Here is a 12,946-nt window from a genome sequence, read left to right on the forward strand (position 1 = left end):
CAGACAAGCGGCGGACCGGATCGGCCTGTCGTTGCCGCTTGTCGCACAAACCGTTTACAATAGGGAAAACAGAACGGGAGGTTCCGTGCTATGTTGTTGGAAGTAATCGCGACCTCTGTAGAGGACGCCAAGCGTGCGGAAGCGGGAGGAGCTGACCGGCTTGAGCTGATCACCGGGATACTGGAGGGCGGCGTAACTCCCAGTTGGGGCTTGATCGATGCGGTCGTCCGCGCCGTGACCATTCCGGTCAATGTGATGGTGAGGCCGCACGGCCAGTCGTTCGTGTACACCTCTGACGATTACAGGGTGATGCGCGAAGACGTGCGCATCATCCGCGAGCTCGGTGCAGCCGGGATTGTGACCGGCATGCTTGCCCCTGACGGCCAGATCGATACGGATGGACTGGAAAGCCTGCTGGATCAGGCGAAAGGGCTGGATGTCACGTTCCACCGCGCATTTGACGAGGCGGCCGATCAGTTCGAAGCCGTCCGTGTGCTGATGCGCTATCCGCAAATTTCGCGGATTCTTACCTCCGGCGGACAGAAGAGCGCAATTGACGGAGCGGAGCGGATTGCCGAGCTTGTTCGGGTGACCGCGGGAGGGCACTTGAGGATTTTAGCTGGAAGCGGGCTTGGCCTGGCGAACATCGCCGATTTCGTCCGCCGTACCGAAGTGCCGGAAGTCCATTTTGGCACCGGCGTTCGGGAAGAGGGAGATGCGCTCAAGTACGTGGATGCCGGAAAAGTCGCTCAAGTAAAAGAGCAGGCAACCTCAAAAAACTAGATGCAGGACATGGCGATTCGCACCGGTTTTTCCGGAAGTGCGAATCGTTTTTTTATTTAAATATCCCGTGAAAAGGGGTCTCCTGTGAGGAACGTCACAGCTCCTGTTTTTCGTCTCCTCTATAATCCGTAGTAAGAATTGATATAGAGAGGGAGGTACTGACATGTTTTGCTATCAATGCGAGCAAACGCCGACAGGCGGCTGCAAGACAGTGGGGGTATGCGGAAAGACGGAGGAGCTCGCCAGTATACAGGATACGATCATCTTTGCGCTCAAAGGGATTGCGGCGTATGCGACGCATGCCCGCCAGTTGGGATACATTGACCCGGAAGTGGACGGTATTACACAGGAAGCTCTCTATTTTACTTTGACTAATGTAAACTTCAATCTGGATGAACATTTGGGCATGGCCATGAAAGTGGGGAAAGCTGCCATCCGCGTCATGGAGCTGTTGGACGAGGCTCATACGAACCGGTTCGGCATCCCGCAGCCCATCCGCGTTTCCCAAAACAAAATCGAAGGAAAATGCATAGTTGTGACAGGCCACAATTTGTTCGCGCTGGAGGAGCTGCTGAAGCAGACGGAGGGGAAAGGAATCAATATTTACACCCACTCGGAGATGCTCCCGGCGCACGGGTATCCGGCCCTTCGCCAGTACAAGCATCTCAAGGGAAATATCGGGAAGGCGTGGTATGACCAGCGCAGGCTGTTCGAACAGTTTCCCGGCGCGATTTTGGCCACGACCAACTGCGTCATGCCGATCAAAGGCACGTATGCCGACCGCTTCTTCTCGTACGATGTGGCCGGGCTCGAAGGCGTCACCAAAATTGAGTACGACGATTTCACGCCGCTGATCGAACGGGCACTCTCATTGCCGGATGCGGATGTCGAGTCCGATCAGACGCTGCTGACCGGATTTCACCATGAGACAGTGCTGGGCATTGCCCCGGAAATTTTGGACGCGGTAAAGGCAGGCAAGATCAGCCGCTTCTTTGTCATCGCGGGCTGCGACGCCCCCGGAAAAGGCGGCGACTACTACCGGGAGCTGGCTACGTCTTTGCCGCCAGATGCGGTGATCATGACGACGTCCTGCGGGAAGTTCCGCTTCAACGATGTCGATTACGGAAAAGTGCCGGGTACGCAAATCCCCCGCTACATCGATCTGGGGCAGTGCAACAACTCCATCTCTACGGTCAAAATTGCCGTCGCTTTGGCGAAAGCGCTGGACTGCGAGGTAAACGACCTGCCTGTCAGCATCGTCCTCTCCTGGTTTGAGCAAAAAGCCGTGGCCATTCTCCTGGGGCTGTTCAGCCTGGGAGTCCGCGATATCCGCATCGGGCCGAAGCTTCCTGAATTCATCCAGCCCGGGGTATGGGAGGTGCTTCAGAATCTGTTTGGCGTCAAAGCGATCGGCGAGGCACAGACAGACCTCCAGGAAATGATGGGGCGCAGCGCTTCCTAAGCTCTGATTGCGAAGCGGTTCGACCAAGAAGTCATGCTTGCATCCACAACAGAGCAAGCGAGCCATCATTCGTGAGCGATTCCGTCGCGTATCTTTGCCAACACTTGTTCCGGGCGGTGCGGGCCGGCTGAAGGCAGGTCTAATAAAGCAGCGGCCCGCTTGTCCAGCCAGACGGCTTCCTGACCATTCTCATCCGTGGCAATAAACAGATAACCGCCAGCATACGGGTTTCATAGGCTTCCCTCCAAAAATCGTTTCGCATCGTTTATAGAACGTCCGGATTCGCCAGGACGTTCTTCTTCATTTTTGAGAAGAATTCCTTTTCTCACTATTGAGAGCCTTTTCCAGAAGATGAGAAGCGAACGGTGAAAAATGAATCGGGAAACATACGAGCTGATGCGATTGGAACGCAAAAAGCCTTTATCTTTCATTCATGCTTTGTTTGGCACGCGGTTTGCTACGACTTTGGGTACCATGGACAAAACACGGAGGTGAAGACCTTGCAGTATCCGTTGTCTCCGGACGTGAAACCGGAATTTTGCACCACGGGCTCTTACATGCGGCTGCCTGCCCACAGGGAAAACGCCAGGGTAGCCATCGTCGGTCTGCCCTTTGATACCGCTGCGTCTTTTCGGGTAGGCGCCCGTTTTGCACCCCAGGCGATCAGGCAGGCGTCCATGCTCCTGTTTCCTTATCACCCCGTCCACAAGGTCTTTCCGTTTGAGGACACACAGGCGATTGACATCGGGGATGTGCCGGTGATTCCGCACAATATCCATCGCAGCTACGACCGGATGGAAGCCGCCATGTGGGATCTGATGGCAAAGGAGATCGTGCCGATCGGGCTCGGCGGCGATCATTCCGTTACGTTGGCCTCGCTGCGGGCGGCCAAACGGGTATGGGGGCCGGTGGCGCTGATTCAGTTAGATTCCCACACGGACACGTGGGACACGTATTACGAGGAGAAGTACTGGCACGGCTCGCCGTTTATCCGCGCCCATGAGGAAGGCCTGCTGCTGCCGGACAAGGTTTTCCAGATCGGCATCCGCGGGACATTGAACCACCCGGGAGACCTGGGGGCGAGTCTGGAGCTGGGCTATCGCGTGATAACCACCCAAGAGCTGCGAGAGGCCGGTGCCGCAGAAACGGTGCGAAAGATAAAGGAAGCGATCGGAGAGACTCCCTGTTTTCTCAGTTTTGATATCGATTTCGTCGATCCAGCTTACGCCCCGGGGACAGGGACGCCAGAGGTGGGGGGATTTACAAGCTTTGAGACGCTGGAGCTGATCAGGGGACTTACGGATTTGAACTACATCGGCTTTGATTTGGTGGAAGTGCTCCCGCCCTACGATCCGGCCCAGACGACATCGCTTTTGGCGGCGACGCTGATCCACGATTTCGCCGCACTCGTTGCCTTGCAAAAGAAGCGGCTGGCGGCATCAGGGGAGGAGGCGGAAGATGGCAAGGAACTGCCTCAAGCTTTTCTGGCGGATCATTAGCCGGGAGCATCGTCACATTGTGAAAATGACGAAGACATCCGAAATAAGTTGAAAGGCGGGAGCAAGCAAATGATCGATCTGAAGATGTATATTGCGGGCGAGTGGGTAAAGGCAGAGAGCGGGGAGACACGGGAGATCGTCAATCCGGCGACAGGAGCGGTGATTGCGCTGGCGGCGGAGGGAACGGCAGAGGATGCGAAAAAAGCGATACGCACAGCACGCGAAGCGTTCGACAGCGGCAGCTGGTCCGAGCTCGCGGCGGCGGAGCGGGCACGTTGCTTATTCGCGATCGCTGACAAGCTCGAGGAGAGCGCCGAGGAATTGGCTGCTCTGGAGACGCTGGACAACGGCAAGCCGCTGCGCGAAACCCGGTTTGACGTGGCGGATGCGGCCGCATGCTTCCGCTATTACGCCGGAATGGTCACCAAGCCCGACGGACAAACGTACCACGTCGCGGATCCGGTGCAGGCCATGGTCGTCCGAGAACCAGTCGGCGTGTGCGGACTGATCGTCCCGTGGAATTACCCCCTGCTGATGGCTGTATGGAAAATCGCGCCCGCGCTGGCTGCCGGAAATACGATTGTCTTCAAGCCGTCCGAGGTCACGCCCGTCACAGCGATCAAGCTGTTTGAGATCATGGAAGCAGCAGGGGTGCCAAAGGGTGTGGCCAATCTGGTCATGGGACCTGGACCGACAGTCGGACATGAGCTGGCCGCCAGCCATCTGGTAGACAAGGTTTCCTTTACAGGGGGAACGGCGACAGGCAGAAGCATCATGACCGTGGCAGCGGGCAACATCAAGAAGATCTCGTTGGAACTGGGGGGCAAGTCGCCCAATATCGTCTTTGCCGACGCGGACTTCGAGACAGCGGTAGACTATGCTTTATTCGGAATTTTCGCCAATCAGGGGCAGGTCTGCTCGGCTGGCTCCCGGCTGCTGCTCGAAGACAGCATACATGACCGCTTTGTCGAGCGGCTGGTGGAGCGGGCGCGGAAGATACGGGTAGGACCGGGAGACGACCCGCAGACCGAAATGGGGCCGCTGGTGAGTGAAGCCCACATGGAAAAGGTGCTGCGCTACATCGAGTACGGGAAAGCGGAGGGGGCCAGATTAGTCTGCGGCGGCAACCGCCTGACCCACGGCGGTCTGGAAAACGGCTATTTCGTCGAGCCGACGGTCTTTGTCGATACCAGGCCGGACATGCGCATCGTCCAGGAAGAAATTTTCGGCCCGGTATTGGCCGTGCAGCGCTTCCGCGACGAAGCGGACGCCATCCGCCTCGCCAATGACACCGTGTACGGTTTGGCTGGAGGCGTCTTTACCCAGGACGGCGCCAAAGCGATGCGGGTCATCAAAAAACTGCGGGCGGGCATCACCTGGATCAACTGCTACCACCCCACCTACAACGAAGCCCCCTGGGGCGGCTACAAGCAAAGCGGAATCGGGCGCGGCCTGGGAACCTTCGGCTTCGACGAATTCACCGAAGTCAAACAGATCAATATCAATTTGCAGGTGCAGCCCGTCGGCTGGTTTGAGAATTGAGGCGGTAAAAAACGGCAGTGCCCCTCTTTTTCATCTCCTCCCCCACAGCACGATCTACAGACATAAAAAAAGCCCAACGGCTTATTTCTCGAAGCCCGGGAAGGAATCCAACTTGCTGCTGGGGAATTTTACCTGATAACCTTCAACTGAAGCCATGGCGGCTGCCAATCAGACCAACGAGCACGAATAGAGGAGGAGCAAGCCAAATGAACAGTTTACCGGAGAAGCTGGAGACGATCATCGCTGCGGCCGGCGGAGAATGGGGAGTGGTGGTCGAAGAAATAAACGGAGACTTCTATTGGGAGCACAACGCTTGTCAATCATTTGCCGCAGAGAGCATTATCAAAGTGCCCATCATGGCAGCCGTTTTCGCAGCAGCCGACAAGGGACGAATTCGCCTTGACGAAGCGATCGTGATGAAGCAAACCGATCAGGTCGGAGGCTCCGGTGTATTGCAGCATCTCACGCCCGATACGCATTACCCCATTTACGATCTGATCACGCTGATGATCATCCAGAGCGACAATGCCGCGACCAATATGCTGATCGACCTCATTGGAGAAGATCAGGTTCGGCTCGCCATGAAGGAGCTGGGCATGCACGACAGCTGCTACAGCCGCAAACTGATGCTGTACCCGGCAGACAATCCGCCCAACAACACGATTACCGCTGGAGACATCGCGCGAATGCTCAGACAGCTGGCCGCAGGCACGTTCCTGAGCCAGCATGCTTGCCGCCAAATGGTCGAGATTATGAAAAAGCAGCAGGTGCGAAACGCGCTGCCCGCCCGGCTGCTCCACATCGTGGAAGGCGCGTCCGATCCGGCCGCTGTGTGGGAAATGGCCAACAAGACCGGCTGGGACACAGGCCGCCAGCACGATGTCGGCCTCCTGTTCGCGGGAGGAAAAACGTACTCTCTGACAGCCCTGTCGGAAAATGCCCTCCCTGATGCTTCCCTTGAGGCAATGGCCGCCATCGGATACGAAGTGTACCGCTATGCGGCAAGCTAACCGAATACCGCAAAAGCCCAAATAATCCCCATGCGCTTGGGGGTTTCTTTTTTGGACAAAACATGGTAAGGTATGGACGGTTTTCATCTTAGTGAAAAAGGCAGGAGAAAGAAAAGTGTCACGAAAACGTCGGACAGGTGTCAGTCTGAACAGCCCGCAGCGGAAAGCAGTCGAGTACGGTATGCTGCTCGTGGGTTCCTTTTTGCTTGCCGCGAGCTTCAACCTGTTTCTCAACCCGAATCAGCTGGCATCGGGAGGGGTGTCAGGCCTTTCTGTCATTTTGTATCATCTCTTTCACTGGCCGCCGTCCATCGTCCAGTGGGCGTTGAACATTCCGCTGTTTCTGCTCGGCTTCTGGCTTTTAGACAGGCAGTACAGCCTGAAGGCGGCAGTAGGCTCCATCGTCCTTCCGCTGTTTGTCGCGCTGACCAGCCATCTTCAGCCGCTGACGGATAACACGCTGCTCGCCAGCATCTACGGCGGGATGGGCGTGGGGCTTGGGATCGGCATCGTCTTCCGGGGACGTGGCTCTACCGGAGGCTTTTCCATCGCCTCACAGATTCTGCACAAGTACAGCGGTATCAGCCTCGGCGTGTCCGTTGCTGTTTTTGACGGGTTGGTGATCCTGCTAGCCGGTTTTGTCTTTACTCCTGAAAAGGCGCTGTATGCCTTGATTGCTTTATTCGTGACCAGCAAGACCATCGACATCGTGCAGATGGGTTGGAATACGTCCAAAGTGGCGTACATCATCTCAGACGAAACAGAAAAAATGCGCGAGGCGATTCTGTTTGATCTGGACCGGGGCGTGACGCTGCTGGACGGCTCCGGGGGGTATACCGGCGACGAACGAAAAGTGCTGATGGCCGTGGTGAGCCAAAGCGAGGTCAGCAAGCTGAAAATGCTGGTGCGCTCTGTTGACGCCGAAGCGTTTATCATCCTGTGTCCGGCCCAAGAGGTGCTGGGCGAGGGCTTCCGGGCTGTCTAGCTGGCGGAAAGACTGCGCGCAGATTTTCAGCTGTCAGATCAGAGACAATATCGAAGCATATCAAGTGAAAACTGATTTCAGTCAAATACAAATCGAGTCAGAGCCCGGTAAATTGCCGGGCTCTTGTCTAAACCGCTGTTTTGCGTCCAACAGCCTCCGAGAAGGCTCCCGAGCCCATTTCTGTTGGGAGCGTCCTCCTTGCTTCTGGAATGCAACCGGCCAGCGCCAAACTCCAAACCAGCAAAACTGGAGCCAAGCCACGGCAAAGCGAGAGCGCTGCAGGAAAAGCGGGTCCCATGCTACAATGAAGGAAGGAAAAAAGTCGGCAAAGGGAGGAATCATGATGACAGAACAGGCATTCATGCAAAAAGCGATCAAGCTGGCTTGCGATAATGCGGCGTCCGGCCACGGCAGCCCCTACGGCGCCTTGGTGGTAAAAAACGGCCAGATTATTGGAAGCGGTGTCAATGAAGTAACAGCCACCAACGACCCGACTGCGCACGCCGAAATCCTCGCGATCAGAGAGGCTTGCCAGCGCGAAAACAGCGTCAAGCTGGAGGACTGTGTCATCTATGCGAGCGGCGAGCCGTGTCCGATGTGCTTGACCGCCATTTACTATACCGGAATCAAAACGGTTTACTACGGCTATTCCAAGGAAGAAGCGCAGCCTTTCGGATTCAACTCCGGGGCGATTTACGAGCAGATCGCGCTGCCGATGCAGCAGCGTTCGGTCGTGATGAAAAAGCTGGAGAACGATCAGTCGCAGCCAAATCCGTTCGTTCTCTGGCAGCAGTCAGAAGAGCAACAGGATTGATCGGCATCTCTGTCGCTAGAATGTAGAGAAAAAGTACATTCCGAAAAGGAAAGCTCCGCTGAAGCATGTGCGGGGTGTCGGTATGCTCTTTCCAAACGGCTGTCCGCACTGAAGACAGCCGTTTTTATCGGAGCGTTCGTCACAAAAATGTCGTACATCGCGGGTCCTGTACTTTTCCTGACATTACGTTATAATAAGTTTAATAAAATGATTGCTGGCAGGGAGTGAACGATTCGTGTATAAAGCGTTGGTGGAATCCCACGTCGGTGGCTGGGAAGTGGCCTTTGTCCTTTTGATCATCGGCTATATTCTGTATCGTGCGGGAAAAGAACGGGTAGCGAAAATTCTACATATGATTTTGCGTCTGATGATTGTGATCATTGCCGTGTCCGGCATTTGGATGCTGTTTGCGTTTCGTGCGGGCGACTGGCTGTACTACGTCAAAGGCCTTATCGCGCTGATTGTCTTTGGACTGATGGAAATGTCGCTGGGGCGGGCACGCCGAAACGAAGCGAGCATCGGCTTTTTCGTCGGGGCGTTGGCGTTGATGGTTGTCGTGATTTTGATCGGATATCGGATCATCCTGTAAGTAAGGATAACTGTAAAAGAGGTCAATTCCTTTAAAGGGAATGGGCCTTTTTATTTTAACAGGATAACCGGAGAGAAAAGGTGTTTTGAAGCGGTGTGGAAACCGAATAGGGGTAACGCTTGTTCCAGGAAGCCCCGATCCGGACGATGGACATCTTTCTTAAATGCATACAGGTGGAACAGATAATAAGGTCCGCCCGCTTTTTTTCTTTTGGAGAAATGCTCCGCCTTATGATAATATATTGGAGGAATCATCCGTTTTTTGTGTTCAAGCCAGAGCCAGGGAGGTAACCATGACAGAATCAACAGCAGACCGGGGAGAATGGATGACAACAAGTATTGGCAAAACCGCCACACTGCTGGAGATCAAAAGCCTTCTTCCTTCGTGCACCAAATCGGAACGCAAAGTCGCGGAATACGTCCTCGCTCACACCGAAAGCGTTATTTATGCGTCGGTCATTGATTTGGCGGAGAAGATTGGTGTGGGGGAGACCACGGTTCTGCGTTTTTGCCGAAAAATCGGTTTTCGCAGCTATCAGGAATTCAAGCTGGCGCTGGCTCAGGAATTGGCAAACCCCTCCCAGCACGATCGGAATGAACTGACAGAGGAAGACTCATTGGATGCCATTGCCCAAAAGGTTGCGGCCTTTCACGTTCAGGCGATCCACGATACAGACGCCCTTTTGGATGTCGAACAGCTGGAGCGCTGCGTACAGATGATCATAGAGGCGAGAAATATTCATTTCTACGGGGTAGGTACTTCCGGCGTGACAGCCCTTGACGCCAAATACAAATGCTTGCGCATCGGGCTGCGGGTAGACGCCTTTTCGGACGCGCATTTGCAAGCGATGGCGGCATCCACGCTGGAGCCGGGCGACGTTGCTGTGGGAATATCTGTGTCGGGGAGTACAAAGGATACCATTGACGCTCTGAAACTGGCGAAAGAAGCCGGGGCTTCCGTCATCTGCCTCACTCATTACCGCCGGTCTCCGATTACGCAGCATGCCGATATCACGCTTTTGACCGCCGCCAAACAGGGACCGCTGGAGGGTGGTTCGCTCGCGGCGAAGATCGCCCAGCTTCACGTGATTGACGTACTGTGTACGGCGGTATCCCAGAGAATCAGCGACAAGGCGTTGACCTACAAGCAGAAGACAGCCAAAGCCGTATTGGATAAAGTGTATGAGCCCGCCCAACCGGGTAAAGGCAAACCATAATAGCTAGGGATAGGACAGGTGACTGAAATGAAGTGGAAGATCGTTCAAAATTACGAGGAGTTGAGCGCAGAGGCAGCAAGGCTTGTCGCTGAGCAGGTCAAGGCGAAGCCCGACTCCGTGCTCGGACTGGCTACGGGCAGTACGCCGGTCGGCATGTATAAGGAATTGGCTCGTCTGCATCGCATAGAGAATTTGGACTTGTCCCGGATTATGACCTTTAATCTGGACGAATATGTTGGACTTTCCGCCGACCATCCGCAAAGCTATCATGTCTACATGCGGGACAATTTCTTCCGCCACGTGAACCTGCTGCCGGAGCATACCCATATCCCCAGCGGAGACGCTTCCGACCTGACGATGGAGTGCACGAGATACGAGCAGGCGATCAAGGACGCGGGTGGAATCGATGTGCAGATCCTGGGGATCGGAGGGAATGGCCACATTGGATTTAATGAACCAGGCTCCGAGGCTGACTCCCGGACGAGAGTCGTTCAGCTCGCCCAAAGAACGATCGAAGACAATGCCCGCTTCTTTTCTTCCATCGAGGAGGTCCCGAAAGCAGCCGTTTCCATGGGAATCCAGACCATTCTGGATGCCAGGAAAATCGTGCTGCTGGCCAGCGGCCAATCCAAGGCAGAAGCCGTTCACCGCATGCTGGAAGAAGAGCCGACGCCGGATGTGCCGGCTTCCTTGCTCCAGCGGCATCCGGATGTGGTCGTCATCATGGATCGGCCAGCCGCCAGCCGCCTCAGCGCCACATTCATGGAAACGAAACACGCCCTCTTGTAAGGCGTGTTTTTTGCTGGGCGAAAATGCGGAAGGCAAAAGGTTGTTCACCAATTCGTATCGGATAACCATTGGGCGATTATGCTATACTGGGAATGGTAACAGGAAATACAAGCCATATCACGCAAAGGAGCTGATCCTGATGAGTACGAACGAAGCGCTTCTCACGTTGGAAGGTTGGTATACGTATCACGATTTCCGCAAGATCAATTGGGAGAAATGGAAAAAGGCGACTCCCGAAGAACGCAATGCCGCCGTGGACGAACTCCAAGGGCTCTTGAAAGCATGGGACGCAAACGAGCAGGAGCAGGCAGGCAGAACTGCCGTCTATTCCATCCTCGGACACAAGGCCGACCTGGTGTTCATGTTCCTTCGCCCGACCATGCAGGAGCTGGACGCGATCAAAACGGCCTTTAACAAGACGAAATTTGCCGACTTTACGGAAGTGGATTACTCCTACATCTCCGTAGTTGAACTGAGCAACTACGTACATAATCCAGGCGAAGACCCGAAATCCAACCCGCACGTCCGTGAGCGTCTCTATCCGACCCTGCCGAAATGGGAGCATATCTGCTTTTACCCGATGAACAAAAAGCGGGACGGACAAGACAACTGGTACATGCTGACCATGCAGGAGCGCGCGGAAATGATGCGCTCCCACGGCATGATCGGCCGCAAGTACGCCGGCAAGATCAAGCAGATCATCGGGGGTTCCGTAGGCTTTGACGATTGGGAATGGGGCGTCACCCTGTTTGCCAACGATCCGCTGGAGTTCAAGCATATCGTTTACGAAATGCGCTTCGACGAAGTGAGCGCGCGCTACGGCGAATTTGGCAACTTCCTGGTGGGAAATCGCGTTACGGCGGAGTCCCTGCAGGCGATGCTGCAAGTATAACGGAGCGTCGCAACGAAAAGCTTTCAGCCAACAAAACAGTGCAAACATACAAGAATCTACCGCTGTACGGATGCGGTAGATTTTTGTTTCTCCGAATGTATCGCATTCGCAGCGGAAGCCAAAACCGCCGGGATCACAAAGGATGAAGCCGTCAAGAAAGTGCAAGAATATGTCACCATTCCGGCTAATTTCAAGCTGGAGCGGGCTGCCTGCCTGGACCCGGAAAGGGAATCCTTCTACGATCGTCCATCCTGGCGCCTGAAATCTTTTCCGCTCCATACGGAGACGTAGAGAAAGACGCGGTTCCGGCGATAGCGCTCGTCCATGCATTCGGGCTTCTTGGCGAAAAGGGGAAAACCGGCTTTGAGCCGAATGGAACGCTTGCCAAAGCGGAAGTGGCCAAGCTCGTTCAGCGGCTGATCGAGCTGAGGAAAGACAACAGGTAGGGAAAAACAGCCTGCTGCGGCCAGAAAGAAGCCTGCCGATCTTGAAAAAAGTCGGCAGGCTTTTCTTTGTATCTATCCGAGGCGAAATGGCGGAATTTTTCTTCCATCCAGATCTGTAAAGCCGTACTCCTCCGCAAGCTGCCCCACTCGCAAAACCTGACCGGTTTTTTGCTTCACCGCCAAATCGCCTGCCAACGCGCAGATCGCCCGCCCGATGTAGTGCGGGGTTTCCGTCTGCTTCAATTCCTCTACGGTATGCCAATTGTCTTCGTCCGTGTTGAACGCGGCCAATACGAGTTCAGTTCTCATCCACCCTGGGGAAACGGCGACGACGGCAATATTGTCCTGCATAAGTTCCGTCGCCAGCCCATAAGCCATTCGGTTTAGGGCGTTTTTCGCCAGATCGTAATAAAAATGTCCGGTGTATTTGTAGTCGTCCCAAAATGTTGTATGAACGATCAAGCCTGCCTTTTGCCTTCGCATCAGCGGGATCGCAAACCGATTGGTCGCAAGCTGTGCCCGCACACCGGCCTGAAACATGTGGTCCCAATGCAGCAGCGGCAGCTCCCAGAAAGGCTTGTACGCGATAGCCAGCTCGTTTCCGCCCCAAACATTATTCACCAGGATGTCCAATCGCCCTTGCTCCTGCCAGATGCGGTCCATGACCGATTCCGTTTCCTCGTCGTTTGTGTGGTCGCAACGAACGGCAAATGCCGTTCCTCCGAGTGACCGGATTTCCGCTGCCGTGTCGTCAATCGTACCCGGAAAATCGAGCGTCGACCTTCCTTTCACACTTCTCCCGGTGACATACACCGTCGCCCCGGCTTTAGCAAGCTCTACTGCGATTCCTCGTCCTGCGCCTCTGCTTCCGCCTGTGACCAAAGCGATTTTGCCTGTCAGTGGATTCATGGAAAACACC

12 protein-coding genes are annotated in these 12,946 nt (G+C 55.1%); 11 read left to right on the forward strand and 1 reads right to left on the reverse strand.

The window, feature by feature from the left end; genetic code table 11:
* Positions 1–90 precede the first annotated feature (90 nt).
* The 11 genes from Q3F21_RS00275 (at position 91) to hemQ (ending at position 11,581) form a co-directional block, all read left to right on the forward strand.
* Positions 91–783 carry a copper homeostasis protein CutC gene (locus Q3F21_RS00275; RefSeq protein WP_340248921.1) on the forward strand — a complete coding sequence of 231 codons (693 nt, stop codon included), beginning with the start codon at positions 91–93 and terminating at the stop codon, positions 781–783.
* A gap of 163 nt (positions 784–946) precedes the next feature.
* Positions 947–2,245 (forward strand): hydroxylamine reductase, encoded by a 1,299-nt coding sequence (gene hcp / locus Q3F21_RS00280; protein ID WP_340248924.1) that lies wholly within the window; start codon positions 947–949, stop codon positions 2,243–2,245.
* Between the two features lie 500 nt (positions 2,246–2,745).
* On the forward strand, positions 2,746–3,744 hold the full coding sequence (speB, locus tag Q3F21_RS00285; RefSeq protein WP_340248927.1) for an agmatinase: 999 nt from the start codon (positions 2,746–2,748) through the stop codon (positions 3,742–3,744).
* A gap of 69 nt (positions 3,745–3,813) precedes the next feature.
* Positions 3,814–5,286: an aldehyde dehydrogenase family protein gene (locus tag Q3F21_RS00290; protein WP_340248930.1), complete on the forward strand. Its 1,473-nt coding sequence runs from the start codon at positions 3,814–3,816 to the stop codon at positions 5,284–5,286.
* Between the two features lie 206 nt (positions 5,287–5,492).
* On the forward strand, positions 5,493–6,296 hold the full coding sequence (locus Q3F21_RS00295) for a serine hydrolase (RefSeq protein ID WP_340248933.1): 804 nt from the start codon (positions 5,493–5,495) through the stop codon (positions 6,294–6,296).
* A 115-nt stretch (positions 6,297–6,411) separates the two neighbouring features.
* Positions 6,412–7,281, forward strand: a complete 870-nt coding sequence (locus Q3F21_RS00300) for a YitT family protein (protein WP_340248936.1) — start codon at positions 6,412–6,414, stop codon at positions 7,279–7,281.
* 343 nt (positions 7,282–7,624) lie between these two features.
* Entirely contained in the window at positions 7,625–8,095 is a 471-nt protein-coding gene (locus Q3F21_RS00305; protein ID WP_340248939.1) for a nucleoside deaminase, read from the forward strand.
* A 235-nt stretch (positions 8,096–8,330) separates the two neighbouring features.
* Positions 8,331–8,684: a DUF1516 family protein gene (locus Q3F21_RS00310; RefSeq protein WP_340248941.1), complete on the forward strand. Its 354-nt coding sequence runs from the start codon at positions 8,331–8,333 to the stop codon at positions 8,682–8,684.
* Between the two features lie 292 nt (positions 8,685–8,976).
* Complete coding sequence (locus Q3F21_RS00315) at positions 8,977–9,900, forward strand: MurR/RpiR family transcriptional regulator (protein WP_340248943.1); 924 nt, start codon at positions 8,977–8,979, stop codon at positions 9,898–9,900.
* A 27-nt stretch (positions 9,901–9,927) separates the two neighbouring features.
* A complete protein-coding gene (nagB, locus tag Q3F21_RS00320) occupies positions 9,928–10,689 on the forward strand; it encodes a glucosamine-6-phosphate deaminase (protein ID WP_340248944.1) in 762 nt (253 codons plus the stop codon).
* A 139-nt stretch (positions 10,690–10,828) separates the two neighbouring features.
* A complete protein-coding gene (hemQ, locus tag Q3F21_RS00325) occupies positions 10,829–11,581 on the forward strand; it encodes a hydrogen peroxide-dependent heme synthase (RefSeq protein ID WP_340248946.1) in 753 nt (250 codons plus the stop codon).
* Positions 11,582–12,099: 518 nt separating this feature from the next.
* On the opposite strand, the gene Q3F21_RS00330 is transcribed toward hemQ, so the two are convergent.
* The gene (locus tag Q3F21_RS00330) at positions 12,100–12,936 is read right to left on the reverse strand and encodes an SDR family NAD(P)-dependent oxidoreductase (protein WP_340248948.1); all 837 of its coding nucleotides are present in this window, start codon (positions 12,934–12,936) and stop codon (positions 12,100–12,102) included.
* Positions 12,937–12,946: the final 10 nt, after the last annotated feature.

The organism is Brevibacillus borstelensis, assembly GCF_037834415.1.
Lineage (GTDB): Bacteria > Bacillota > Bacilli > Brevibacillales > Brevibacillaceae > Brevibacillus > Brevibacillus borstelensis_A.

Bases quoted from the DNA above. Each gene is read 5' to 3' on its own strand.
- Q3F21_RS00275 (WP_340248921.1), top strand. From the start codon at position 91: ATGTTGTTGGAAGTAATCGCGACCTCTGTAGAGGACGCCAAGCGTGCG.
- hcp (WP_340248924.1), top strand. From the start codon at position 947: ATGTTTTGCTATCAATGCGAGCAAACGCCGACAGGCGGCTGCAAGACA.
- Q3F21_RS00290 (WP_340248930.1), top strand. From the start codon at position 3,814: ATGATCGATCTGAAGATGTATATTGCGGGCGAGTGGGTAAAGGCAGAG.
- Q3F21_RS00295 (WP_340248933.1), top strand. From the start codon at position 5,493: ATGAACAGTTTACCGGAGAAGCTGGAGACGATCATCGCTGCGGCCGGC.
- Q3F21_RS00305 (WP_340248939.1), top strand. From the start codon at position 7,625: ATGACAGAACAGGCATTCATGCAAAAAGCGATCAAGCTGGCTTGCGAT.
- Q3F21_RS00315 (WP_340248943.1), top strand. From the start codon at position 8,977: ATGACAGAATCAACAGCAGACCGGGGAGAATGGATGACAACAAGTATT.
- nagB (WP_340248944.1), top strand. From the start codon at position 9,928: ATGAAGTGGAAGATCGTTCAAAATTACGAGGAGTTGAGCGCAGAGGCA.
- hemQ (WP_340248946.1), top strand. From the start codon at position 10,829: ATGAGTACGAACGAAGCGCTTCTCACGTTGGAAGGTTGGTATACGTAT.
- Q3F21_RS00330 (WP_340248948.1), bottom strand. From the start codon at position 12,936: ATGAATCCACTGACAGGCAAAATCGCTTTGGTCACAGGCGGAAGCAGA.